This is a genomic window from Kribbella sp. HUAS MG21, assembly GCF_040254265.1.
Classification (GTDB): domain Bacteria; phylum Actinomycetota; class Actinomycetes; order Propionibacteriales; family Kribbellaceae; genus Kribbella.
Genome location: NZ_CP158165.1, coordinates 2,340,484 through 2,363,558 on the forward strand (window position 1 = coordinate 2,340,484; position 23,075 = coordinate 2,363,558).

The window sequence follows — 23,075 nt, forward strand, 5'->3', positions numbered from 1 at the left end:
GATCCCGGTGACGACCGACCTCGACTGGGCGACGCTCGGCGCGCTGCCGGAGATGCTGCAGACCGCGCACGGCTCGCTGCACACGGGCCTCGCGATCGAGCCCGGCCAGTCGCTGCTGATCCGCGGCGGCACGTCGTCCGTCGGCGTCGCGGCCGCTGTGCTGGCGAAGGAGCACGGGCTGATCGTGTTCTCGACGACCCGGAATCCGCAACGCGCAGAGGTGTTACGTGAGCTCGGCGTTGATCACCCCATCGTTGACGACGGCAACGTCGCGGAGAAGGTCCGAGAGGTGTCCGGCTGACCGCGTACGGGGGTGAGAGCTCGGACCTGCCCGCGGAGGCGTTCCAGCGGTACGTCGACCTGGTCGCGGACGGCAAGCTGCCGATCCGGATCGACCGCGTCTTCACGATGGACGAGATCGGCGAGGCGCACCGCATCATGCAGGACGGCGGCGCGGTCGGGAAGCTCGTCGTCCGGGTTGAGGGCCCCGCCACCTGACGAGGCCCTCAACGACTCAGGCGGACGCCTCCTGGCGTTCCGCCGTACGCCTGGCGGGTCGCGGCAGGCCGTAGTGGTCGCGGAGCGTCGTACCGGTGTACTCCGTGCGGAACAGGCCGCGGGCCTGCAGGATCGGGATCACCTCGTCCACGAACGTGGTCAGACCGGACGGCAGCACCGGCGGCATGATGTTGAACCCGTCGGCCGCGCCGGCCTCGAACCAGTGCTGGATCGCGTCCGCGACCTGTTCCGGCGTACCGGTGAACGTCCGGTGCCCGCGGCCGCCGCCCAGCCGACCGATCAGCTCGCGCACGGTCAGCTGCTCCCGGCGCGCCAGCGTCACGATCAGCGTGTACCGGCTCTTCGCGCCCTCGATCTCGTCCTCGTCCGGGAGCTCGTCCGGCAACTGCTGGTCGAACGGCAGGTCCTCCGGCGCCACCCGCAGCGTCTTCGCCAGCTGCAGCCTCGCGTACTCGGGCCGGATCAGCGCGTCCAGCCTGTGCTCCAGCCGCTCCGCCTCCGCGACCGTCGACCCGATCACCGGCACGATCCCGGGCAGGATCTTCACCGACGAGGGGTCCCGCCCGAGCGCGACCGCCCGCGCCTTGAGGTCCCGGTAGAAGTCCTGCGCGTCCTCCAGCGTCTGCTGCGCGGTGAACACCGCCTCGGCGTACCGCGCTGCCAGGCCCTTGCCGTCCTCCGACGACCCGGCCTGCACGATCAGCGGGTGCCCCTGCGGCGACCGCGGCAGGTTCAGCGGGCCGCGGACCTGGAAGTGCCGACCGACGTGCTCGATCGGCCGCACGCGGTCCTGCACCGCCCACACGCCCTCGGCCTTGTCCGCGATCGCCGCGTCGTCCTGCCAGGAGTCCCACAGCTTGTACGCCACCTCGAGGAACTCCGCCGCCCGCTCGTACCGTTCCGCGTGCGCCGGCTGGTCGCTGAGGTTGAAGTTCCGCGCCGCCTCCGGCCCGGCCGTGGTGACGACGTTCCACCCGGCGCGGCCGCCGCTCACGTGGTCGACGCTGGCGAACCGCCGCGCCAGGTTGAACGGCTCGTTGTACGTCGTGGACGCGGTCGCGATCAGCCCGATCCGCGATGTCACGGCAGCGAGCGCGGTGAGCAGCACGGTCGGCTCCAGCGAGCCCGCCGGACGCCGCCCGACGTCGCCGAACAGCACCGGCGAGTCCGCGAAGAACACCGAGTCGAACTTGCCGCGCTCGGCGAGCTGCGCCAGCGCCTGGTAATGCTGCACGGACGTGTTCGCGAACGGGTCGCTCTCCGGCAGCCGCCAGGACGCCTCGTGGTGCCCGGTGCTCATCAGGAACGCGTTCAGATGCAGCTGTCTCGTCATACCGATACCCCCAAAGCGTCGAGAAGCCGCGACCGCACCGCGGCGAATCCTGGGTCGGCCGCACTGCGCGGCGCGGCCAGCGTGATGGTCTCCTCGCTGACGATCCGGCCGGCGTCGAGCACGATCACCCGGTCGGCCAGCACGATCGCCTCGTCGACGTCGTGCGTCACCAGCAGTACGGCGGGTTGGTGCGCGGCGCACAACTTGCGCAGCAACACGTGCATCTTCAACCGGGTCAGCGCGTCCAGCGCGCCGAACGGCTCGTCCGCGAGCAGCAGCTCGGGCTCGCGGACCAGCGAGCGTGCCAGCGCGACCCGCTGCTGCTCACCGCCGGACAGCTCGTTCGGCCAGGCGTTCTCGCGGCCGGCCAGGCCGACCTCGTCGAGGCTCGTCCGGCCGCGGTCCGCGGCGCCGTTCAGCCCGAGCACGACGTTGTCGAGAACTCTTGCCCAGGGCAAGAGCCTGGAGTCCTGGAAGACCACCGACACGTTGTCCGGGACGGCGAGTTCGCCGGTGCCCTCGACGTCGTGGTCGAGCCCGGCCAGCGCCCGGAGCAGCGTGCTCTTGCCGGAGCCGCTCTTCCCGAGCAGCGCCACGAACTCGCCGGGCGCGATGTCCAGGTCGAGCCCGTCCAGGACGGCGCGGTCGTCGTACCGGCGGACGAGCTCGCGGACCCGGACGGTGCTGGTCAGGAGGCCAGGGTTCGGCGCCATGACAGGGCCCTCCTCTGGATCAGGCGGACGGCTCCGTCGGAGAGCAGGCCCAGGACGCCGTACACGACCAGGCCGACGATGATGATGTCGGTCTGCCCGTACGTGCGGGCCAGCTCCATCATGTAGCCGATACCGCTGGTGGAGTTGATCTGCTCGACGACGACCAGCGACAGCCACGCGCCGGTGACCGCGAACCGCAGCCCGAGCAGGAAGCCGGGCAACGCACCCGGCAGCACCACGCGCCGGATGAACGCCCACTGCGAGAGCCCGACGGTCTGCGCGAGTTCGACGTACCGGCTGTCGATGGTGCGCAGGCCGTTGTGGGTGTGGATGTAGATCGGCACGAACACCCCGAGCAGGATGGTGACGATCTTCATCGACTCACCGATGCCGAGCCAGAGGATCAGCAGCGGCAGCAGCGCCAGCGACGGGATCGCCCGCTTGATCTGGATCGGCCCGTCGAGGACCGCCTCGCCGAGCCGGGACAGGCCGGAGATCAGCGCGAGCACGACGCCGAGCACGATGCCGAACGCGAGGCCGAGCAGCGCACGCTGCGCGGACGTCCACAGGTTCGACTGCAGACGCCCGTCGGCGATCAGGTCGCCGGCGGTGGTCACCACGGTCCACGGCGCGGACAGGATTCGTTGGTCGATCCAACCGGTGGCCGAGCCGACGCTCCAGATCGCGAGCAGCAGCACGGGGCCGATCGCGGCGCCGAACCTGATCGGCCGGCCCGGCCCGAGCCGCCGACGCTGTACGACGGGACGCGCGGCGGTGCGCGTCCGCAGTCCGGGAAGGGTCGTCGCACTCATTTGGCGCCTCCCTTGATCGCGTCCGCGGCGACCGTCTGGAACCGCAGGTCGTAGAGGTCCTTCGCCTCGATGTCCTTGTTGCCGGTCTCCTTGGAGAGCAGGTCGATGGTCTCCTGGTGACGCTTGATCGCGTCACTCCAGTCCGCCGGGATGTCCGGGTGCCCGGCGTTGTCCACCAGCCACTGTCCGTCGGCCTCGGTCAGGCCCTGGTTCTCCACGTAGTACCCCTTGATCCATTCCGCGGGGTGCTTGTCGATCCAGTCCTGCGCGACGCCCCACGCGGCGACGTACGCCCGGATCGCGGCGGCCTTGCCCGGGTCCTCGAGCGACTCGGTCGCGACGTACAGGTGTCCGGCGTCGTCACGGATGCCGTGCGGGATCGTCGTCGCGCCGTCCTTGCCGTACTTCGTGAGGTACCGCTTGATCTGCACGCCGCCGATCGGGGCGACCTCGACCTGCTTGGCGGACAGTGCGTTCGAGTACACGTCCCCGGTGCTCGGCAGCTCGACCAGCTTCACGTCGTCCTTGGTCAGGCCGGCCTTCTTCAGCACCTTCAGGATCAGCGCGCCCTGCGCCTGGCCGGGGCTGTACGCGACCTTCTTGCCGCGCAGGTCGCCAAGCGTCTTCACCGAGACGCCTGGCGCGACACCGAGCTGGTAGATCGGATGGTTCAGCGGATCCTTGCGGTACTTCGAGGCGACGATCTTGACGTTCAGGCCGGTCCAGGTCGCGTGGATCGGCGGGATCTCCGCGACCGAGCCGCCGTCGAGGGCCTTCGCCCGGAACGCCTCGGTGGTCTGCGGACCGCCGCTCAGGTTGGCGAACTGGACGAACTTCGACACCTTGTCGATCTGTCCGGACAGCTTGAGCGCTACCTCGGTGGCGGGGTCGCCGATGACGATCTTGGTGCCGTCCGGGACGGTGGTCGGGAGCGCCGCGTCCAGCGACAGCTTGGCGGCGCCGTCGGCCGCGGCGTTGCTGCCGCAGCCGGCGACGACGGCGAGCAGGGCGAGGGCGGAAAGGAGGCGTTTTCTAGACATGGTGGGCTTTCGCGTAGTGGCCGTCGTGGTAGAGCAGCGGGTCGTGCTCACGACGTTCGGTGTGGGTGGCGAGGCGCGCGACGACCAGGTAGTGGTCGCCGACGGCGAAACGGTGCTCGACCTGGGCGCGCAGGAAGCTCGGGGCGTCGTCGAGAGCGGGCTCGCCGGTGGCCAGCCGCGACCACCGGGTCGGCTCGGCGAACCGGTCGATCCCGCTGGTGGCGAACCGGCCCGCGAGCGCGTGCTGCTCGGCGGACAGGAAGTTGATCACCAGGCTGGTCGCCGTACTCACGGTCGGCCAGCTGGACGCGCTGGTGGCGATCGCGAACGACACCAGCGGCGGCAGCAGGCTGACCGAGACCAGCGAGGTCGCGGTGAACCCGACCGGGCCGTGGCCGGCGTCCGCGGTGATCACCACGACACCGGCGGCGTGGCGACGGAACACGGACTTGTAGACATCGGCGTCGACAACCCGCTCCTCGGTGCGGTCGGGCACGACGGACAGGGCAGGACGATTCAGGGCAGGCAAAGACATGTCTCTCCCTCGGAACGGGGGCAGGGACCACGGGGGTGATGTGAGGCGTGATTCAGACAGGCCTCGTACGGGCGACAGCGAGCTGGCGCGTCACCGACAGGTGGCGCTTGCCGTCCGCAGCAGGTCGATGACGCGACGGCGGGTGAGGTGTGTCGTCGTCATGTCAGCTATCTTCGCATCAATGTCTACTGGCTAACTAGACAATCTCGGGATCCGGACTCACACGCCGGGACCGCGATGCGTTCTACTTACGTGATGGCTCGGGAGAAGGTCGTACTGCCGCCGTTCCAGGCGCTGGTCGACGCGCACTGGCGGGACGTGGCCCGGCTGGCGCGGGCGATGGCCGGCGAGGACGGCGACGACGTCGCGCAGCGCGCCTGGGAGAAGGCGTACACGGCGTACCCGACGCTGACCTCGGCGAAGAACCTGCGCAGCTGGCTGCTGACCATCACCGCCCGGTGCGCGACGGACGTGCACCGGGCGCGGAAACCGCAACGGCCGCTGGACGAGGCGCCGCCGGTCGCGGTCGACGGCCCGGACGCCGCGGACTGGCCGGACCCCGACCTGTGGCGGGCGGTCAACGAACTGCCCGAGCGGCAGCGGTTCGCGATCACGCTCAAGTACGTCGGCGACCTGGACCACCACGGCGTGGCCGCCGCCCTGGACACCACGCCCGCCGCGTCGCGCCGGCTCGTCAGCGACGCGCTGGCCACCCTGCGCACGAAACTCGGAGTACACGATGACTGATCTCGAGAGCCGGCTGGCCCGGCTCGACACCCCCGAACTGAAACCACCGGTTCTGCCCGACGCCGACGTCGCCTACACCCTGCACGACACCCCGATCGGGACGATGCTGCTCGCGATCGCGCGCGGGCGGGTCGTCGCGAGTTCGTTCGGCGACGAGGAGACGATGACCGCCCGGCTCGCCCGCGCGGTGTCCCCGCGGGTACTGCGGCAGCCACGTCCGCTGGACGACGTACGACGGCAGCTCGACGAGTATCTGGCCGGCGAGCGGCAGGCGTTCGACGTCGAGGTGGACCTGGCGCTGGCGACGCCGTTCCAGCGGCTCGTGCTGGAGGACCTGCCGGCGCACACGCGGTACGGCGCGACGACGACGTACGGCGCGGTCGCCGCCGACATCGCGCGGCCGAAGGCGGCTCGTGCGGTCGGGACCGCACTCGGGGCGAACCCGGTGTGTGTGTTGCTGCCGTGCCACCGGGTGGTGGGCGCGAGTGGGGCCCTCACCGGGTACGCCGGAGGGCTCGCGGCGAAACGGTTCTTGCTGAATCTCGAAGCAAAAAGCTGAGTTTTCCGGAATCGTCCGGAATGCATTTACACTGAAAGCACAAAGGAGCAGATCCCCAATGTGGAGTGGGGATCTGCTTCTTGTTTCTCCCTTGTCTGCAAGGGATCCGGGTCGAGAAACTGACGTGTCAGGAATGTCCGTGGAGTCGGCTAGGTTGGGGCGATGAACTCACCCCTGCTGTTTCTGAGCGGCGCCGGACTGCCGGCCTGGATCTGGGACGACGTCCGCGCCGCGTTCCCGGTCGAGACGTCCGTGGCGGCGTACCCGCGGACCGGCTCGCTCGACGACTACGCGACCAAGGTGCTCGCCGAGGCTCCGGAGCGGTTCGTCGTGGTGGCGCACTCGATCGGCGGTGTCATCGGGGCGCAGCTCGTCGCTCGCGCGCCGGAGCGAGTAGCCGGGTTCGTCGGGGTCGCGGCGTCGATCCCGCGGCCGGGGCAGTCGTTCCTGGAGGCGTTGCCGTTCCCGAACCGGCTCGTGGTCGGCACCGTCATGCGCCTCGCCGGCACCCGCCCGCCGGCGAAGGTGATCCGCGCAGGCCTGGCGAGCGACCTCGACGACGAGCAGGCGGCGCGCATCGTGAAGGAGTTCGAGCCGGAGTCGCCACGGCTGTACCGCGACCCGGTGGGCGACCGCCGCTTCCCGGAGCTACGCGGCTACGTGCAGACCACGGCCGACAAGGAACTTCCCACAACACTGCAGTCCGTCTTCGCCAGGACCCTCGGCGCCACGTCAATCCTCTCCGTCCCAACCGGCCACCTACCGATGCTCGCCAACCCCGACGCCCTGACCACCGCACTGCGACAACTTCTCTAGCCCGACCTGCGGCTGACGGAGCGACGAGGCGTCCTGCCTGGCGACGAACCGGGGTGGGCGCCTCGCCCTGCCTGTTGTCAGGAACCCACTGGAGGTCAGTCGGTCGTGGGCTGGTGGATCTCGAGGATGAGGCGGCGGCGGCCACCCCAGTCGCGTTTGTAGACCTTGTAGTCGGTGATGCCGGCCGCGGCGCACAGGCGGCCGTAGCTGATCTCGTCGTGGATGAAGTGCACGCTGCTGCGGTCGTCGTCGTGTTCGGTGGTGACGATCCGGTGCTCCGGCCCCTGCCGCATCCCGTTGGCGATCTCGGCCGCGGTCGCCGGACCCCACACCGGCCCCTCGATGATCGCGATCCCGCCCGGCTTCAGCACCCGCGAGATCTCGCAGATCGTCGAGATCTGCTCGTCCTCCGCGAACAACTCGTGGAACGCCGTCCACAAACAGATCACCGCGTCGAACGAGTCCCACTTGTACGGCAGGTCCGTCATCGACCCGATCGCCCAGTCGACCGAGAGCTCCTCCTCGGCCGCCTTCGCCCGGCCCGCCTCGACCAGGTTGGGCGAGATGTCCAGCGCCCGTACGACCTTCCCCGCCCGCCGCAACGGCAGCGCGATCCGCCCGTACCCGCAACACAGATCGAGCACCGACTCCCGGTCGGCCAGCAACTCCTCGACCGCCTTCACGATCAACGCGTCCCGCTCCGGCGTCGTACGCGCGGCCAACCCCTCGGCGCCCAGTTCCGCATACTCGGCCCGGCTACGCAGTGCGGAATTCAGCATGCCGCCAGTATTCCGGCACCCCCGGGTCAGCTGTCCAGTCACGATCCGGAAGCGAGCGGTAATCCCGCCGCCCTCGCGCCGCGGGCCTCCCGGCGCACACACTGACGCCGGGAGGGAACGACATGACGACGTACGACGACCTGCGGGCGCTGTTCATCAACTGCACGCTGAAGCGGTCCCCGGAACGCAGCAACACCGAGGGCCTGGTGGACGTGAGCCGCCGGATCATGACCAAGCACGGTGTCGGAACCGAGGTCGTTCGCGCAGTCGACCACGACATCGCGACCGGCGTCTGGCCGGACATGACCGAACACGGCTGGGCGATCGACGCGTGGCCGGCGATCCAGGAGCAGGTGATGGCGGCCGACATCCTGGTGATCGCCGGCCCGATCTGGCTGGGCGACAACAGTTCGGTGACCAAGCGGGTCATCGAGCGGCTGTACGGCAACTCGTCGATCCTCAACGCCGCCGGGCAGTACGCGTACTACGGACGCGTCGCCGGCTGCCTGATCACCGGCAACGAGGACGGCGTCAAGCACTGCGCGATGAACGTCCTGTACTCACTGCAGCACCTCGGCTACACGGTCCCGCCCCAGGCCGACGCGGGGTGGATCGGCGCGGCCGGCCCCGGACCGTCGTACCTGGACGAAGGTTCCGGCGGCCCGGAGAACGACTTCACCAACCGCAACACCACGTTCATGACGTGGAACCTGCTGCACCTGGCACGAATGCTCAAGGACGCCGGCGGCATCCCCGCCCACGGCAACCAACGCTCCGACTGGGACGCCGGCTGCCGCTTCGACTTCGAAAACCCCGAGTACCGCTAGCCGCGAACCGCGCGCAGCACGGTGGGGCTCACCACCTCCGGCTCAGCTGCGGCGGGTGAGGCGGCCCAGGAGGAGGGTGGCGAGGATGGAGGTGATGATTGAGGTGTACGTCGCGCCTAGCCAGGTGGGGGCTGGTTGGTTGTTGAAGAGGGCTTGTTGGAGGTTGGTCCAGAAGGGGGACCAGCCGGCGACTGTGCCGGGGTTGACCAGTTGGTAGGTGATGAAGCCGATCAGCCACGCGGCGGCTGGTTGCCAGCGGAACTTGGCGGTGGCCGAGACGTCCCAGCGCATGCGGCTGACGAGGAAGAAGTCGGCGATCGCGACCGCGAAGAGCGGGATGAAGACCGAGCCGATCAGGTACAGGAACTGCGTGTAGTTGCCCAGGTCAATGAACAACGCGATGCCGGTGGCAACGGCTCCGATGGCGACGGAGATCCAGCGGCGGTCGATGTGCCCGACGAGGTTGTGCGCGGCCATCGTCGTCGAGTACACGTTCGCGTAAGCCTCGTCGACCTCGTCCACCAGCAGCACGAGCAGCGCGATCGCACCGGCAGGCAGTGTGACGAGCGCGGTGATCACGTCCTCGCTGTTGGTCTGCAGCGTCGCAACCGCGAAGACACCAAGCGCGTAGTACACGATCGCAGCCAACCCGTAGCCGAGCGCGGATCCACCAAACGCGGCCTTGTTCGTGCGCGAGTGCCGCGTGTAATCCGCGGCCAGCGGCGCGAACGACACGACACCGGCCGCAGCGAGGTCGACCGCCGGCCAGAAACCGAAGACGCCGTCCTGCGGCAGGTCCTGCACCGGCTTGCTCAGCACCTGGACGAACAGGTAGACCGACGCCAACAGCACCAGCCAGACCATGAACTTGCGGAGGATCTTCACGCTGCCCAGCGGCCGCACCGCCATCGCGGTCGCGAGCACCCCGGCGAGTACGACGAACAGCCAGCGCCAGCGCTCGCTCGTCACCGCGACCGCGGCCTGCGAGATCACGATGATCTCCATCGTCGCCCAGCCGACGTTCTGCGCGATGTTCAGCACCGTCGGCGCCATCGAGCCGCGCCGCCCGAACAGGCCCCGCAGGCTCGCCATCGCGGGCGCACCGGTCTGCGACCCGAACACGGCCGCGCCGCCGAGCACCAGCGCGCCGATCCCGCAGCCGACCAGCACCGCGAGCAGCCCCTGCCACAGCGAGCCGGTGTACGCCGCGACCAGCGCACCGGTCACCGGGCCGAACAGCGAGATGCCGAGGTTGCCCCAGAGCGTGAACTGGTCGAAGAAGCCGAGGGTCCGCGGCGCGTCCGTGGTCAGGACGAGCGGCGCCTCGGTACCACTGGCAGGACGAACAGCTGTATCGGTCATGAGTGACCCCACTCCCTACGCCGGCATTACCCGGTCAGGTTCAGGCGGTCGGCGACCCAGCTGTCGCCCTCTCAGCCCGCGCGTCCTCGGTGCGAGCTCCCGCATAGGTTTGTGCCACAGAGTCTAACGCGTCAGCTACTTCCGGGGAGCGCGGCGGCCCGTTCTATGAGAGCGGCCAGCTCCGGGCCGTTGGTGACGACCGGCATGTGGGCGCCGGTGTCCAGCGTCCGCGCCTCGCCGTTGCTGAGTCGGGCCAGCCGCTCGAGCCATTCCGCCGTACAGAGTAGGTCGTGCCGGCCGCGGACCAGCACCACCGGCACCCGGACGTACGGCATGACCGCTGCCAGGTCGTGGTGCCTGGACGCCTCTCCGGCGCGGGCGATCGACGGCAGGGTCGTCCGCGCGTACTGCGGGCTGATCCGGACCAGCTTCGGTACGTCGGGAATCGCGGAGCCGACGAGCCGCACCGCGCGGTCGACCCAGCTCGACATCGCCACGTCACCGGTCGGCGCCGCGAGAACGAGGGCGTGCGCGAGCTCGGGGTAGCGGACCGCGGTCTCGACGACGATCTGGCAGCTCGCGGAGTGGCCGACCAGGACGGAGCGGCCGCGGATCTTCTCGGCCAGCGCTACCGCGAGCGCCCGCGGGTGCAGGTCCTCCCGGGCGCCCGCCGGTTCGCCGTACCCGGGCAGGGTGACCACGTGGTACGGCGTGACGAGGTGCTCGACGGTCCGCGCGTACGACTCGGGGCCGAGGCCCAGGCCGGGCACGAGGACGACGGGTGTGCTCACTCCCAGGGTGCCTTGGCCGGGGGACCCTGGACGACCGGGTTCGACACGTCCGGTTTCAGCTCGCGGTACCCGAGGAAGAGGCCGACGGCGAGCAGCAGCAGGCCCAGGCCGCCCCAGCCGTACGCCGTGGGCAGCCGATGGACGGCACCGTCGTCCGCGCCGAGCCCGGTGGACAGCACGATGATGACCCAGACCAGGATCGGAACCGCCGAGACCGCGACCAGCGTGAGGCCGACCAGCTCGGACGCGTCCGGGCGGCTCCCGGCCTTGCGGCGGGCCAGGACGTCCCGGATCCACATCACCAGCGCGACGCTGCCCACCACGATGAGGAGCAGCTGGCCGATCGCGTCGAGGACGTCGGTGCGCAGCGGGTGGTTGAGCGGCGAGCCCGGCGCCTGCGAGATCTCCCGGAGTGCGACGCGCTGGACGGTCAGCACGAGCAGCCCGTAGATCGCGGCGACGAACGCGGCCAGCGCGACCACCCGGGCGGCACGCGGGTCCCGCGGCGCGGCTGGTTCGTCACGGCCGTACGTCGGGAGCTCGTGCGGCTCGGGGCTCGCCGGAGCGCCGTACGGAGCACCGGGGCGATAGGCCGGCGGCTGCACGTACGACGGGTTGCCGGGGGCCTGCGGCTGCTGGGTGGTGCCGTAGGGCTGCGGTGTGGCGTACGGGAACTGCTCCGGCGGAGCCGCCTGGCCGGAGCCGTACGTGCCGCCGCCGTACGGCGTGGGCGGAGCGTAGTAGTGCTGCTCCTCGCCGGGCTGCTGGCGTTCGGGCTCGTCGCCCCGGCCGTACGTCGGGAAGTCCTGTGACGACATGCTGGCTCCCTCCCGTCGTACCCAGTCTCTCAGGTGGCCTTGATCGTCGGCCACGCGTTCGGCAGGCAGCCGGCGAGGCCCTTGGTCTGCTGCATCATCACCGGCGCGGGGGTCTTCGGGGTGGTGCAGCTCGAGTGGCCGTGGCCTAGCGCGTGGCCGACCTCGTGGTTGACCAGGTAGTTGCGGTAGAGCGCGACGTTGCCGTTGTACGCCGGAATCGCGTAGAGCCAGCGCTTCGCGTTGAGCACCACCCGGTCCTCGACCCGGCAGGACACCTCACCACCGGTGTCGAGCGGGAGGCAGAGCTTGTCGGTCAGCGTAGGGGTGGCCAGGATGATCCGGAGGTCGGCGTCGGGCTTGTCCGTGCGCTCGAAGCTCACCGGGTGCACTGCCTGCCAGCCGCGCGGGTCGGTGAGCGTCTTGTGGATGATCGACGCCACCGCGTCGCCGTTCACCGAGAGGCCCTGCTCGATCTCCACGCGGTACGTCAGCTTGTCGCGGACGCCGGTCGCCTTGTCGAAGCCGGGCACCACGGCGAGCTTCCCGCTCGACACCAGGACGTTCGGCTTCGCGCCCTTGGGCTTGCGGGTCAGCGTCGGCGCCGGGCGCAACGGCGTGGTGAACTTCTGCGTCGGGGTGGCCACCGGAGTCGGCGTCACGACCGGCGCCACGGGTGCTTCGTGAGCCACCTCGTCGACCCCCGCAACCGCCTGCGCCGCGAGGCTGTTGCGGTGCGCCACATCCGGATGCGCCACGACCACGGTCCCCAGCACCGCCAGCGCGGTGACGACGAACCATTGCCCCTTGTACGACTTCCGCCGGCTGTGCCGGCCACCACGACGACGGGCAGGCACGACTGCCTGCTGGCCGCTCCGCCGGGTGGTCATGACAGTTGACCCTACCGAGTCGCTCCAGGAGACGAAAGCCCGGTTTCGTTAAGGTGTCAGGCAGTCCTGGTCCTGAGGAACTTCCCGAAGTGCGGGACGGTGAACGCGACGGTGCCGCGTTCGGCCGAGAAGACGAGGCCTTTCTTGATCAGGCCGTCCCTGGCAGGGGAGAGCGACTGGGGCTTCCGGTTGAGCGTGCTGGCGACCTCGGCGGTGGGGACCGAGCCGTCGTCGACGCCGATGCCCAGCTCGGCCATCGCGCGCATGTACTCGCGTTCCGCGGGGGTCGCGCGCTCGTAGCGGGAGCCGAAGAAGCCGACGGTCAGCTCGGCCGACGCCTCCGGTGCCGCCACCGCCACGTCCTTGATGGTGATGGGCGACTTCGGCGCGTGGTCCCAGGTGGAGTGCGCGAACGCCTGCACGAAGTACGGGTAGCCGTCCGTCTGCGCGTAGAGCTCGTCCAGCGCCTCCTCGTCGTACTGCACGCCCTCGCTCTCCGCCGGCACCATCAGCGCCCGGTCGCACGCCTCTCGCGCCAGCCGGTCGACACGGATGTAGCGGAACAGCCGCTCGGAGTACGACTTGCTGGCGGACAGTACGGCGGGCAGGTGCGGCAGTCCCGCGCCGACGACGACCAGCGGCGCGCTCTGCTGGGAGATCTCGTGACAGGCGGCGCACAACGCGGACAGGTCGTCCGCACTGATGTCCTGCATCTCGTCGATGAACAGCCCGACGCCGACGGTCAGGTCACCGGCCAGGTCCGCCGCGTCGGAGAACAGCTCGATCAGGTCCATCTCCAGGTCACCGGAGTCGGCCCGGCCCTTCGCCGCTGCCACGTCGACCGGCGGGTGCCAGCGGATGCCCTTCCGGTCGTTTGCCGCCGTCCGCAGCGCGAAGGCCTTGAGGACGGCGCTGAACTGGTCGACCTTCTCGTCGTCGCGGTGCCGGTGCCCGAGCTCCCGCATCGCGGTGTGCAGCGCCTGCGCGATCGGCAACCGGATGCTCTGGTCCGGCCGGGCCTCGATCTTCCCGGTGCCCCACGCGCGCTTGATGGCCTGCGAGCGCAACGTGTTGAGCAGCACCGTCTTACCCACGCCCCGGAGACCGCTGAGCACCAGGCTCCGCTCCGGCCGGCCTGCCGCGACCCGTTCGAGCACCACCTCGAACTGCCGCACCTCGGTGTCGCGTCCGGCCAGCTCAGGCGGCCGCTGACCGGCGCCGGGCGCATAGGGATTCCGGATCGGATCCATGCTTTCACTGTATGAGCGCGTCTAGCGTTTTCCGTAGATTGACCGATCGACGGCCAGAGCGTGTCGCGACCGATCTCTACCGGTTTCTAGTGAATTGACTAGAAACCGGTAGACACCGCCAGCGACCCGAAGAGCACTATCGTTCCGCCATGGCGGAGTGGGCTCCGGACGCCGGGGCGTTGTACGAACGCGTGCACCAGCAGTACGTCGGCGGCGCGCGCAAGCTCGAGGCACTGATCAACGAGCTGATCGGTGAAGAGGAAGGCATCAACTACCTGAGCGCGACGGCGCGGGCCAAGGACCCGGAGTCGTTCCTCGCGAAGGCCTCCAAACCGCACCCGGACGATCCGGGCCGGCCGAAGTACGACGACCCGCTGAACCAGATCACCGACCTGGTGGCGGCCCGGGTGATCACGTTCCTGGTCGAGGCGGTGGACCGGGTCTGCGAGGTCATCGAGGCCGAGTTCGAAATCGTCGAGCACACCGACATGGGCGCGCACACCCGGGCTCAGGGCGTCTTCGGGTACGCCAGCAAGCACTACCTGGTCCGGTTGAACGAGCACCGCCGCGAGCTGCCGGAGTACGCCGTCCTGAAGAACCTGGTGATGGAGATCCAGGTCCGGACCGCGGTGCAGCACGCGTGGGCCGAGTTCGAGCACGACATCCGGTACAAGCTGGACATCCCGCCGGACCGCAAGCCCGAGTTCGACCGGCGGTTCCTGCTGGCGGCCGCGCTGATGGAGCTGGCCGACAACGAGTTCACCGAGATCGACCGGCTGTACCGCGAGCTGGCGGCGTCCGCGTCGGACAAGGCCCCGTTGGACCTCACCACCAGCACGCTGACGACGTACCTGACCCGGCGCTACCCGGATGCGCCGCATGCGAAGACGACGCACTACGCGTGGATCCTGGGCGTTCTGCACCGGCTGGGCGTCACCACGGAGGAGCAGCTCACCGAACTGCTGGCCGGTATCGACAGCGAAGCAGTGCAGGCCGCGATGACGCACCGTGCCCCGGCCGGCACGGTACGACGACTGGACGACGACCTGCTCGCCGCCAAGGGACCTGCCTACCTGGAGCTGTTCCCCGAAGAGGAGCGCCGCCAGAAGATCCTCCGCGGCCGCCTCAAGGCCCTGACCCGGGCCGGCATCATCCAGTCCTGACCAGCGCGTCCGCCGTACGACGTGCCCACCGGGTCGTGGTGACAAAGCCGAGCAGCAGGACCAACGCCCCGCAGCCCGCGATGATGTACCAACACAGCTCGGCGGCGCGCACGAACCCGCTCTCGAGCGGACCGACCAGCCGAGCAGTAAGTACTGTGCCGGCCACAGCAACACCCAGCGACGCGCCGACCTGGCGGCTGGTCGAGGCGATCGCCGCAGCGACACCTGCTTGTTCTCGTGGCATGCCAGAAACGGCCGCGTTGGTAATAGGTGCGTTGAGCACGCCGAAGCCGAGACCGAAGACCAGGTAGCCGATCAGCAACTGCACTGTGGCAGTACTAGTGGTCAGCTGAGCCAGGATCAGCCCGGACGCGGTCAGCATGGTCCCGGCCACGACCAGCGGCAGCCGTGGACCCCGGTGGCCTACCAGCCATCCGGACACCGGTGCGAACACCACGGTCATCGCAGCCATCGGCAGTGTGAGCAGCCCCGCATGCAGGGCGCTGAAGCCGCGCACCGACTGCAGATAGAGCGAGTTGAGGAAGAGGAACCCGGACAACGCCGAGAACCCGCAGACCGCGATCAGCGTCGCGCCGGAGAACGGCACACTCCGAAAGAACCGGGGATCCAGCAACGGCTCCTCCCGCCGCCGCTCGTAGTACACGAGGAACACCAGCGCCAGCACGCACACCGTGAAACACCCGATGATCAGTGGCGACCCCCACCCGGCTGCCTGGCCCTCGATGATTCCGTAGGTCAGCCCACCGAGCAGCAGTACGACGAGGACCTGTCCGACCGGGTCGATCCGCCGCGGTACGGCGGCCCGCGACTCCGGCACGAACAGCGCGGTCATCAGCACCGCGGCCACCGCGACCGGCACGTTGATCCAGAAGATGAACCGCCACCCGGCCGCGTCCACCAGCGCACCGCCGACCACCGGGCCGACCGCCATGCTGAGTCCGACCACGCCGCCCCAGACGCCGATCGCCTGGGCGCGTTCGCGCGGGTCGGTGAACGTGTTGGTGATGATCGACATCGCCACCGGATTCAGCATCGAGCCGCCGACGGCCTGGAGTACCCGGAACGCGATCAGCAGGTCGATGGTCGGCGCGACTCCGCACAGCAACGACCCGATGCCGAAGAGCACCAGCCCGGCCTGGAACGTCCGCCGCCGCCCGACCCGGTCCGCGGTCGACCCGGAGACCATCAGCAGGCTCGCCAGCACCAGTGTGTAGGCGTCGATCGTCCACTGCAGTTTCGCGACCGGGGCCCCGAACTCGTCCCGGATCGCGGGAAGCGCCAGGTTCACGATCGTCGAGTCCAGCCCGACGATGAACAGGCTGGAGCAACAGATCGCCAGCACCAGCAGCCGCCGCCTCCGCGTCAGCTCCTCCACCCGGCTCCCTTCGTCCGTTGAAGACTGTACTACCCAGTACTGGAAACGGTTCCCGATCGGCGGCGAAAACGGTTTGACTGACTGTCGGCGGGGCCACCTAGGCTTGATCTGTTCACCTGGTCAGGTGCCTCTTTCCACCCTTCTATGCCTCATTGCGAGACGTCATGTCGTTGCGCCTCATTCCGTTCGCCGACCCGGGTGTGCCGGACACCCGATCCGGCCTCCGACTCATCCTCTGGCTGGAGCACCAGCAACTGCGCGGGCAGGCCCTCGCGGTGTTCTGGGGCCTGGTCTACTTCGGCGGCATCGCCGCCGCTCCGGTCGCGGTCGGGCTCGCCGTCCAGGCGGCCATCGACCTGTCCTGGCCGAAACTGATCCTGGCCGGCGCGCTGCTGCTGGCCTTCGGCGCCGCCAAGGCCGGTGCCGACTCGTTCTTCCACCAGGCCGTCGTGACCAACTGGATCAGTACCGCGTCGCGCCTGCAGCAGCTGCTGTTCCGCAAGGCCGCCGAGCTCGGCTCGCTGCTGACCCGGCGGATCGCCGCCGGCGAGGTGGTTGCCGTGAGCAGCGGCGACGTCGAGAAGATCGGCTGGTTCGTCGAGGTGCTCGGCCGGTTCGTGGCGGCGCTGCTGACCTGCTTCGCGGTCGTCATCGGCCTGCTGCTGTACGAACCGCAGCTCGGTCTCGTGGTCGCCGTCGCCGTCCCGGTGCTGGCGTTCTCGATCGTGCCGCTCATGGGTCCGGCGGAGCGCCGCGCGGACGAGCAGCGGGCGAAGGGCGGCCGGGCCACCGAGCTCGCCGCCGACACCGTCGCCGGTCTGCGCGTGCTGCGCGGCATCGGCGGTGAGCAGCTGTTCCTGGACCGCTACCGCGAGGCCTCGCAGCAGTACCGCACCAGTGCGGTCCGTAGTGCCCGCATGTGGTCGCTGATCGCGGCGCTGCAGGTGCTGCTGTTCGGCTTGTTCCTGGTGCTCGTGGTGTGGATGGGCGTCCGGCTGGTCACGTCCGGGCGGATCTCCGTAGGCGAGCTCGTCACGACGTACGGCTTCATCACGTTCATGCTCGTGCCGCTGCACACGTTCGAGGAGACGGCGAGCGCCTTCATCTTCTCGAAGGTGTCGGCCCGGCGCGCGGCGCGCGTGCTGTCGCTGCAGCGCACCGACGAGACCAAGGGCACCGCCGAGGCGCAGCTGCCGGAGGGCGACCTCCTGGACCCGGTCACCGGGCTGCACGTCCCGGCCGGCAGCTTCACCGCGGTCGTCTGCGGCAACCCGGACGCCGGTGGTCTGCTGGCCGACCGGCTGGGTGGCCACAGCCCGACAGCTACCGACGAGGCGTCCGTGCTGCTCGACGGCGTCGCGCTGGACGACATCCCGCTGGAGTCGGCGCGCACCGTCGTACTGGTGCAGGACAAGGACCCGGTGCTGTTGTCGGGCACGGTGCGCGAGCTGTTCGACGTGCCGGCCAGCGGCGCGGTCTCCGCGGAGACGGCGCTCGACGCGGCGCAGTGCGAGGACATCCTCGACGTACTGCGGCAGACGCTGCCCGCAGGTGAGTCCGACGCGATGGACGCGATGCTGACCGAGCGGGGCAGGTCCCTGTCCGGCGGCCAGCGGCAGCGCGTGGCACTGGCCCGGTCGCTGTACGTCGACCCGCAGGTGCTGGTGCTCGACGAGCCGACCAGTGCGGTCGACGCACACACCGAGGCGCGGATCGCGGACGGCCTGCAGTTGCTGCGCGCCGGGCGGACCACGGTGGTGTTCACGTCGAGCCCGCTGATGCTGGACCGCGCGGAGCGCGTGGTGTTCGTGCCGGACGGCCGCGTGGCCGCGGTAGGTACGCACCACGAGCTGCTGCACACCAACGCGCAGTACCGCGCTGTTGTCACCCGTGAAGAAGAGCCAACATTCGAGGAGTCGGTGTGAAGCGCCCCCTCTATGACCCGGCAGCCCCGCAGGAAGTAGTGCGGCTCCCGGTAGCAAGTGGCGCCACTGTTCGTGCGTACGTGAAGTCGCTGTTCCGCCGGCACCGGCGGCAGTTCCTGTGGCTGACGCTGGTGAACGCGGTCGCGGCGCTCAGCGGCATGGTCGGTCCGTGGCTGCTCGGCAACGTCGTACAGAAGTTGTCCGAGGGCCGCACCGACGTGCAGCTGCCGTACGTCGTGATCGGCTTCGTGATCGCGCTGGCGGTGCAGACGGTGTTCGTCCGGCTGACCCGGCTGCGCGGGGCGGTGCTCGGTGAGGAGATGCTCGCGGACCTGCGCGAGGACTTCCTGGTGCGGGCGGTCGGGTTGCCCCCGGGTGTGCTGGAGCGCGCCGGGACCGGTGACCTGCTGTCCCGGATCACCACCGACATCGACCGGCTGTCACACGCGATGCGGGACGCCGTACCGCAGCTGACGATCGCGGTCATCTGGGCGTCGCTGCTGATCGGCGCGCTGATCGTGACCGCGCCGGAGCTGGCCGTGGCGGTCGTCGTCGCGGCGCCGATCCTGATCATCGGCGGCCGGTGGTACTTCCGCCGCGCGCCATCGGCGTACCGGTCGGAGGCGGCCGGGTACGCCGCGGTCGCCTCGGCGCTGGCCGAGACGGTCGACGCCGGCCGGACCGTCGAGTCGCACCGGCTCGGCGGCCGCCGGATCCAGCTGGGCGACACCCGGATCGGTCAGTGGGTCGCCTGGGAGCGGTACACGCTGTTCCTGCGGATGATCCTGTTCCCGGTGATCAACATGACGCACACGGTCGCGCTGGCCGCGGTGCTGGTCATCGGCGGCGGGTTCGCGATCCAGGGCTGGCTGACGGTCGGTGCCCTGACCACTGGTGCGCTGTACATCCAGATGCTCGTCGAGCCGGTCAACATGATGATCCGCTGGTACGACGAGTTGCAGGTCGCGCAGGTGTCGCTGGCGCGGCTGGTCGGCGTCCGCGAGGTCGAGACCGCCGCGACGACCAGCGAGGACGAGCCGGAGGGGCGGACCGTGCTGGCCGACGAGGTCCGGTTCGGGTACCTGGAAGGTCGCGACGTACTGCACGGTGTGACGCTGTCCGTCGAGCCTGGTGCCCGCGTGGCGCTGGTCGGGCCGTCAGGTGCCGGCAAGTCCACGCTGGGCCGGTTGCTGGCCGGTATCTATTCGCCGCGCGTCGGTGACATCACCCTGGGTGGTGCGGCGCTGGACCGGATGTCCGCTGAGCAGGTCCGCAGCCACGTGGCCCTGGTCAATCAGGAGCACCACGTGTTCGTGGGCAGCGTGCGGGACAACCTGCGGCTGGCGAAGCAGGACGCGTCCGACGCCGACCTCTGGGCGGCACTGCGCTCGGTGGATGCCGACGGCTGGGTGGCCGGCTTCGACGACGGGCTGGACACCGAGGTGGGCTCCGGCGGGGTCTCGCTGACGCCTGCCCAGGCGCAGCAGGTCGCGCTCGCCCGCCTCGTTCTCGCGGACCCGCACACGCTGGTCCTCGACGAGGCGACCTCGCTGATGGACCCGCGCGCGGCCCGGCACCTGGAACGGTCGCTCGCGACCGTGCTGGAGGGCCGCACGGTGGTGGCGATTGCGCACCGCCTGCACACCGCGCACGACGCCGACGTGATCGCGGTGGTCGAAGACGGCCGCATCGTAGAACTCGGCGGCCACGACGAACTGGTAGACGCCCAAGGCGCCTACGCCGCCCTCTGGCACTCCTGGCACGGCGACCGCTGACCAGCAGGACGGTGGCGGTAATAAGAGATCAGAGAAACCCAAAGAAGAGAAGATTTGGAATTGCGCCGACGTCGAAGCAGTAGTTGACCGACGCTCGGGGTTCGTCGAGTCGTGGATTCTGGCAGTGCAGGGCCAGCCATGTTCCACGACTCGGCGAACCGGCCCGGAACCCTTGTGCACGACTCGGCGAGCATGCCCTGCAGCTGGGGCGGGTTGGCGGTAGCAGCCACGTCTCCAAATCCCTCTCCTTTTTCTTTTTCGCTTTCATGCGACCCAGCTCAACGTGCCTGAATAACCATCTCTCCTTCGTCTGTTCCGCTTATCCCGGTCGCCCTGTCCCGTGGGAGGATGACGGGGTGCTGCTGACGACGTTGTTTTCTCTGCCCACGACGATGGCGCTCGATATCGACGACGACGGGCGGATGTTGGTGCTGTACGACGGCACCGGGATCCGGCAGGTCAACGAGGTGGCGCCGGATGGGAGCTGGCGTGCGCTCACCGATCTCGGCGACACCTGTCACGGCGCGCAGTTCGTCCCAGGTAGCAGTCACGTCGTCGTCGAGCACGACACCGGGGGGAACGAACGTGGCCAGCTCTCGCTGCTCGATCTGAGCGAGCCCGGCCTCCCGGCGCTGACCCCGCTGGTGCACGACACGGAGTACATCCATCGCCTGGTCGCGGCCCGGACCGGGCGCGTGCTCTACACCACGAACCGCCGCAACGGCGTCGACTTCGACCTGGTCACGCGCGACCTGGCCACCGGCCGCGAGACCGTGCTGTACGACGGCGGCGGCTGGGTGATGGCCGTTGACGCCTCCCCGGACGACAAGTGGGTCGTCCTCTCGAAGGCGAGCAGCCCCGCGAACTCGATGCAGCTTCTGCTGGTCGAGACCTCGAGTCGGACAGTCACCGAGCTCACCGCCGAGGACGCGCACAACGACCAGGGCCCGGTCGCCTGGCTGCCGGACTCTTCCGCGTTCCTCGTGTCCAGCAACGCCGACCGCGACCGGATGGCGCTCCGCCGCTACGACCTGGCCGACGGGACGTGGAGCGACGTGCTGGTTGATGACGCCCGCGACCTCGCCGGCTGGCCGTCACCCGACGGCGAGCACCTGCTGGTCGGCGTACTCGAGGACGGCGAGGTCTCGCTGGCGTTGCACCGGCTGGAGGACGGTACGCCGATCGCGCCGCTCGACCTGCCCGCCGGCGGCTGTGCGGGCCTGAGCTACGCGACCCCCAACCCTGTCTGGTCGGCGGACGGGTCGTTCGCGGCGATCACCTACAACTCGCCGGTCGTCCCGCCGACCGTGTACCGGTACGTGCCGGGTGGTGAGCTGACGGCGGTGCGGCCGGTGGAGGTACCGGCCGAGCTGGAGCACCCGGAGAGCCTGCGCGTTCCGTCGTTCGACGGCGAGCAGGTGCCGGTGTTCGTGTTCCGCCCGACCGGTCCGGATCTGGGCTCGACGGTGGTTCACGTGCACGGCGGCCCGGAAGCGGCCGCGCTGCGGGTCTGGAGCCCGATCATCTCGGCGCTGGCCGCCGAGGGCCACACGGTCGTCGTACCGAACGTCCGCGGCTCGGCCGGCTACGGCAAGCGCTGGTACTCGCTCGACGACCGGCAGCTGCGGCTGGACTCGGTGAAGGACCTGGCCGCGATCAACGCGTGGCTGCCCACCATCGGTGGTGACCCGCAGCGTGCGGCGCTGTGGGGCGGTTCGTACGGCGGCTACATGGTGCTGGCCGGTGTCGCGTTCCAGCCCGACCTGTGGGCGGCCGGTGTGGACATCGTCGGCATCGCGTCACTGGTGACGTTCCTGGAGAACACGTCGGACTACCGGCGGGCGATGCGCGAGCGCGAGTACGGCTATCTGGCCACCGACCGGGAGTTCCTTGCGTCGGCGAGCCCGCTCAGCCGCGTGGACGACATCCGGGCGCCGCTGTTCGTCATCCACGGCGCCAACGACCCCCGGGTGCCGTTGTCGGAGGCGGAGCAGATCACGGACGCCCTGACGAAGCGCGGCGTACCGTGCGAGCTGCTGGTCTACCCGGACGAGGGCCACGGCCTGGCCAAGCTCACGAACCGCCTGGACGCGTACCCGCAGGCCTTCAGCTTCCTGCGAGACCACCTGGGGTGAGCGTCGCGGCGGTCGCGTCCAGCCGCACCGGCAGTCCCAGCGGTACGGCGAGGTTCAACGCCTCGTGCCCGATCGCCGCACCCTCCACCATCGGTACGCCGAGCGGTTCGAGCCGCTCGCGGATGGTGTCGTCGAGGCCGGCACCGCCCTCGCTGAAGTCACCGATGACCAGCCCGGTCACCTGCTCGAACCACCCGGCGCGCAACAGCTGAGTGAGCAGGCGGTCCGCCTGGTACGCCTCCTCGTTGACCTCCTCGAGTACGACGACACCAGCCGGCGCGGCGTACGTCGGCGTACCGATGCTTGCCGCCAGCAACGCCAGGTTGCCGCCGCGCAACACGCCCTCGGCCACACCGCCGACAACGGTGCGGGCACCATGCGGCGCCAGCAGGTCCGTGACGGTCTCCGGCTCGAACAGAAGCGCCCGCAGCCGCTCACGCCCCACGGTGTCGTTCAACTGCTCGACCGCGGCAGCCATCGGACCGTGCAGAGTCACCAGACCACGTGCGTTCAGCGGCTCGTGCAACGCCGTGATGTCGCTGAACCCGACGAACCACTTCGGTACGGCGACCAGCTCGTCCAGGTCGACGTACTCGAGCATCCGCTGCACGCCGTACCCGCCCCGCGCACAGAACACCGCGGCGTACTGCGGATCCAGCCACGCGGCCCGCAGGTCCTCGGCGCGCGCCTTGTCCTCAGCGGCCAGGTACTTGAACCGCTCGTGCCCGGCGAGCACCGACGGCATCACGTCGACCTGGAGCCCCCACGACCGCAGGTGCTCCAGGCCGGTCGCAAGCCGCGTAGCGTCCACCCGGCCCGACGGTGCCACCACAGCGACCCGGTCCCCGTCCCGCAGTCGCTGCGGTACCACCACGTCTGTCACCCGGCAGACG

Annotated in this window: 24 protein-coding genes and 1 riboswitch; of the genes, 10 read left to right on the plus strand and 14 right to left on the minus strand. The window is 69.8% G+C overall.

Annotated features, from left to right (window positions below; all coding sequences use genetic code 11):
- The first annotated feature begins 7 nt into the window (after window positions 1-7).
- Window positions 8-301: a hypothetical protein gene (locus ABN611_RS11310; RefSeq protein ID WP_350279782.1), complete on the plus strand. Its 294-nt coding sequence runs from the start codon at window positions 8-10 to the stop codon at window positions 299-301.
- A 26-nt stretch (window positions 302-327) separates the two neighbouring features.
- Window positions 328-498, plus strand: a complete 171-nt coding sequence (locus ABN611_RS11315) for a zinc-binding dehydrogenase (protein WP_350281627.1) — start codon at window positions 328-330, stop codon at window positions 496-498.
- Window positions 499-514: 16 nt separating this feature from the next.
- Here ABN611_RS11315 and ABN611_RS11320 read toward each other — a convergent pair whose 3' ends face one another.
- The 6 genes from ABN611_RS11320 to ABN611_RS11345 all read right to left on the minus strand — a co-directional run bounded on the left by ABN611_RS11320 (window position 515) and on the right by ABN611_RS11345 (window position 5,114).
- Window positions 515-1,852, minus strand: coding sequence for an LLM class flavin-dependent oxidoreductase (locus tag ABN611_RS11320; protein WP_350279783.1), 1,338 nt, complete (start codon window positions 1,850-1,852; stop codon window positions 515-517).
- A complete protein-coding gene (locus ABN611_RS11325) occupies window positions 1,849-2,565 on the minus strand; it encodes an ABC transporter ATP-binding protein (protein WP_350279784.1) in 717 nt (238 codons plus the stop codon). The genes ABN611_RS11320 and ABN611_RS11325 overlap by 4 nt, the downstream gene beginning before the upstream one ends.
- Complete coding sequence (locus tag ABN611_RS11330; RefSeq protein WP_350279785.1) at window positions 2,541-3,377, minus strand: ABC transporter permease; 837 nt, start codon at window positions 3,375-3,377, stop codon at window positions 2,541-2,543. The genes ABN611_RS11325 and ABN611_RS11330 overlap by 25 nt, the downstream gene beginning before the upstream one ends.
- A complete protein-coding gene (locus ABN611_RS11335; protein ID WP_350279786.1) occupies window positions 3,374-4,417 on the minus strand; it encodes an ABC transporter substrate-binding protein in 1,044 nt (347 codons plus the stop codon). Before ABN611_RS11335 ends, ABN611_RS11330 begins: the two co-directional genes overlap by 4 nt.
- On the minus strand, window positions 4,410-4,952 hold the full coding sequence (locus ABN611_RS11340; protein ID WP_350279787.1) for a flavin reductase family protein: 543 nt from the start codon (window positions 4,950-4,952) through the stop codon (window positions 4,410-4,412). The genes ABN611_RS11335 and ABN611_RS11340 overlap by 8 nt, the downstream gene beginning before the upstream one ends.
- A 90-nt stretch (window positions 4,953-5,042) precedes the next feature.
- Window positions 5,043-5,114: a putative leader peptide gene (locus ABN611_RS11345; protein WP_350281628.1), complete on the minus strand. Its 72-nt coding sequence runs from the start codon at window positions 5,112-5,114 to the stop codon at window positions 5,043-5,045.
- A gap of 93 nt (window positions 5,115-5,207) precedes the next feature.
- Between ABN611_RS11345 and ABN611_RS11350 the strand changes: the two genes are divergently transcribed.
- From ABN611_RS11350 to ABN611_RS11360, 3 genes are all read left to right on the plus strand, one after another.
- Window positions 5,208-5,699: a sigma-70 family RNA polymerase sigma factor gene (locus tag ABN611_RS11350; protein ID WP_350279788.1), complete on the plus strand. Its 492-nt coding sequence runs from the start codon at window positions 5,208-5,210 to the stop codon at window positions 5,697-5,699.
- Window positions 5,692-6,258 carry a methylated-DNA--[protein]-cysteine S-methyltransferase gene (locus ABN611_RS11355; protein ID WP_350279789.1) on the plus strand — a complete coding sequence of 189 codons (567 nt, stop codon included), beginning with the start codon at window positions 5,692-5,694 and terminating at the stop codon, window positions 6,256-6,258. The genes ABN611_RS11350 and ABN611_RS11355 overlap by 8 nt, the downstream gene beginning before the upstream one ends.
- A gap of 162 nt (window positions 6,259-6,420) precedes the next feature.
- Window positions 6,421-7,074: an alpha/beta hydrolase gene (locus ABN611_RS11360; RefSeq protein WP_350279790.1), complete on the plus strand. Its 654-nt coding sequence runs from the start codon at window positions 6,421-6,423 to the stop codon at window positions 7,072-7,074.
- Between the two features lie 95 nt (window positions 7,075-7,169).
- Here the strand turns inward: ABN611_RS11360 and ABN611_RS11365 are convergent, their stop codons facing one another.
- The gene (locus tag ABN611_RS11365; RefSeq protein WP_350279791.1) at window positions 7,170-7,853 is read right to left on the minus strand and encodes a class I SAM-dependent methyltransferase; all 684 of its coding nucleotides are present in this window, start codon (window positions 7,851-7,853) and stop codon (window positions 7,170-7,172) included.
- 122 nt (window positions 7,854-7,975) lie between these two features.
- Here ABN611_RS11365 and ABN611_RS11370 point away from each other — a divergent pair, with 122 nt between their 5' ends.
- The gene (locus ABN611_RS11370; RefSeq protein ID WP_350279792.1) at window positions 7,976-8,680 is read left to right on the plus strand and encodes a flavodoxin family protein; all 705 of its coding nucleotides are present in this window, start codon (window positions 7,976-7,978) and stop codon (window positions 8,678-8,680) included.
- A gap of 42 nt (window positions 8,681-8,722) precedes the next feature.
- Here ABN611_RS11370 and ABN611_RS11375 read toward each other — a convergent pair whose 3' ends face one another.
- From ABN611_RS11375 to ABN611_RS11395, 5 genes are all read right to left on the minus strand, one after another.
- On the minus strand, window positions 8,723-10,042 hold the full coding sequence (locus tag ABN611_RS11375; protein WP_350279793.1) for a cytosine permease: 1,320 nt from the start codon (window positions 10,040-10,042) through the stop codon (window positions 8,723-8,725).
- A riboswitch (TPP riboswitch) is annotated at window positions 10,038-10,155 on the minus strand. (Overlaps the previous gene by 5 nt.)
- Window positions 10,156-10,173: 18 nt before the next feature.
- Window positions 10,174-10,833 (minus strand): alpha/beta hydrolase, encoded by a 660-nt coding sequence (locus ABN611_RS11380; RefSeq protein WP_350279794.1) that lies wholly within the window; start codon window positions 10,831-10,833, stop codon window positions 10,174-10,176.
- Window positions 10,830-11,651 (minus strand): hypothetical protein, encoded by an 822-nt coding sequence (locus ABN611_RS11385; RefSeq protein ID WP_350279795.1) that lies wholly within the window; start codon window positions 11,649-11,651, stop codon window positions 10,830-10,832. The genes ABN611_RS11380 and ABN611_RS11385 overlap by 4 nt, the downstream gene beginning before the upstream one ends.
- Before the next feature lie 29 nt (window positions 11,652-11,680).
- A complete protein-coding gene (locus ABN611_RS11390; protein ID WP_350279796.1) occupies window positions 11,681-12,538 on the minus strand; it encodes a DUF3152 domain-containing protein in 858 nt (285 codons plus the stop codon).
- Window positions 12,539-12,594: 56 nt separating this feature from the next.
- Complete coding sequence (locus ABN611_RS11395) at window positions 12,595-13,788, minus strand: ATP-binding protein (protein WP_350279797.1); 1,194 nt, start codon at window positions 13,786-13,788, stop codon at window positions 12,595-12,597.
- A 149-nt stretch (window positions 13,789-13,937) separates the two neighbouring features.
- Here ABN611_RS11395 and ABN611_RS11400 point away from each other — a divergent pair, with 149 nt between their 5' ends.
- On the plus strand, window positions 13,938-14,951 hold the full coding sequence (locus ABN611_RS11400) for a (p)ppGpp synthetase (protein WP_350279798.1): 1,014 nt from the start codon (window positions 13,938-13,940) through the stop codon (window positions 14,949-14,951).
- Here the strand turns inward: ABN611_RS11400 and ABN611_RS11405 are convergent.
- On the minus strand, window positions 14,938-16,347 hold the full coding sequence (locus ABN611_RS11405; protein WP_350279799.1) for an MFS transporter: 1,410 nt from the start codon (window positions 16,345-16,347) through the stop codon (window positions 14,938-14,940). The two genes, ABN611_RS11400 and ABN611_RS11405, sit on opposite strands and share 14 nt — an antisense overlap.
- A gap of 164 nt (window positions 16,348-16,511) precedes the next feature.
- Between ABN611_RS11405 and ABN611_RS11410 the strand changes: the two genes are divergently transcribed.
- From ABN611_RS11410 to ABN611_RS11420, 3 genes are all read left to right on the plus strand, one after another.
- The gene (locus tag ABN611_RS11410) at window positions 16,512-18,272 is read left to right on the plus strand and encodes an ABC transporter ATP-binding protein (protein WP_350279800.1); all 1,761 of its coding nucleotides are present in this window, start codon (window positions 16,512-16,514) and stop codon (window positions 18,270-18,272) included.
- Complete coding sequence (locus ABN611_RS11415; protein ID WP_350279801.1) at window positions 18,269-20,047, plus strand: ABC transporter ATP-binding protein; 1,779 nt, start codon at window positions 18,269-18,271, stop codon at window positions 20,045-20,047. Before ABN611_RS11410 ends, ABN611_RS11415 begins: the two co-directional genes overlap by 4 nt.
- A gap of 356 nt (window positions 20,048-20,403) precedes the next feature.
- On the plus strand, window positions 20,404-22,182 hold the full coding sequence (locus ABN611_RS11420) for a S9 family peptidase (protein ID WP_350279802.1): 1,779 nt from the start codon (window positions 20,404-20,406) through the stop codon (window positions 22,180-22,182).
- On the opposite strand, the gene ABN611_RS11425 is transcribed toward ABN611_RS11420, so the two are convergent.
- Window positions 22,154-23,065: an LD-carboxypeptidase gene (locus ABN611_RS11425; protein ID WP_350279803.1), complete on the minus strand. Its 912-nt coding sequence runs from the start codon at window positions 23,063-23,065 to the stop codon at window positions 22,154-22,156. The genes ABN611_RS11420 and ABN611_RS11425 overlap by 29 nt on opposite strands.
- Between the last annotated feature and the right edge of the window lie 10 nt (window positions 23,066-23,075).

Bases quoted from the DNA above. Each gene is read 5' to 3' on its own strand.
- ABN611_RS11335 (WP_350279786.1), bottom strand. From the start codon at position 4,417: ATGTCTAGAAAACGCCTCCTTTCCGCCCTCGCCCTGCTCGCCGTCGTC.
- ABN611_RS11355 (WP_350279789.1), top strand. From the start codon at position 5,692: ATGACTGATCTCGAGAGCCGGCTGGCCCGGCTCGACACCCCCGAACTG.
- ABN611_RS11330 (WP_350279785.1), bottom strand. From the start codon at position 3,377: ATGAGTGCGACGACCCTTCCCGGACTGCGGACGCGCACCGCCGCGCGT.
- ABN611_RS11340 (WP_350279787.1), bottom strand. From the start codon at position 4,952: ATGTCTTTGCCTGCCCTGAATCGTCCTGCCCTGTCCGTCGTGCCCGAC.
- ABN611_RS11320 (WP_350279783.1), bottom strand. From the start codon at position 1,852: ATGACGAGACAGCTGCATCTGAACGCGTTCCTGATGAGCACCGGGCAC.
- ABN611_RS11395 (WP_350279797.1), bottom strand. From the start codon at position 13,788: ATGGATCCGATCCGGAATCCCTATGCGCCCGGCGCCGGTCAGCGGCCG.
- ABN611_RS11375 (WP_350279793.1), bottom strand. From the start codon at position 10,042: ATGACCGATACAGCTGTTCGTCCTGCCAGTGGTACCGAGGCGCCGCTC.
- ABN611_RS11385 (WP_350279795.1), bottom strand. From the start codon at position 11,651: ATGTCGTCACAGGACTTCCCGACGTACGGCCGGGGCGACGAGCCCGAA.
- ABN611_RS11390 (WP_350279796.1), bottom strand. From the start codon at position 12,538: ATGACCACCCGGCGGAGCGGCCAGCAGGCAGTCGTGCCTGCCCGTCGT.
- ABN611_RS11360 (WP_350279790.1), top strand. From the start codon at position 6,421: ATGAACTCACCCCTGCTGTTTCTGAGCGGCGCCGGACTGCCGGCCTGG.
- ABN611_RS11350 (WP_350279788.1), top strand. From the start codon at position 5,208: ATGGCTCGGGAGAAGGTCGTACTGCCGCCGTTCCAGGCGCTGGTCGAC.
- ABN611_RS11410 (WP_350279800.1), top strand. From the start codon at position 16,512: ATGTCGTTGCGCCTCATTCCGTTCGCCGACCCGGGTGTGCCGGACACC.
- ABN611_RS11400 (WP_350279798.1), top strand. From the start codon at position 13,938: ATGGCGGAGTGGGCTCCGGACGCCGGGGCGTTGTACGAACGCGTGCAC.
- ABN611_RS11325 (WP_350279784.1), bottom strand. From the start codon at position 2,565: ATGGCGCCGAACCCTGGCCTCCTGACCAGCACCGTCCGGGTCCGCGAG.
- ABN611_RS11365 (WP_350279791.1), bottom strand. From the start codon at position 7,853: ATGCTGAATTCCGCACTGCGTAGCCGGGCCGAGTATGCGGAACTGGGC.
- ABN611_RS11370 (WP_350279792.1), top strand. From the start codon at position 7,976: ATGACGACGTACGACGACCTGCGGGCGCTGTTCATCAACTGCACGCTG.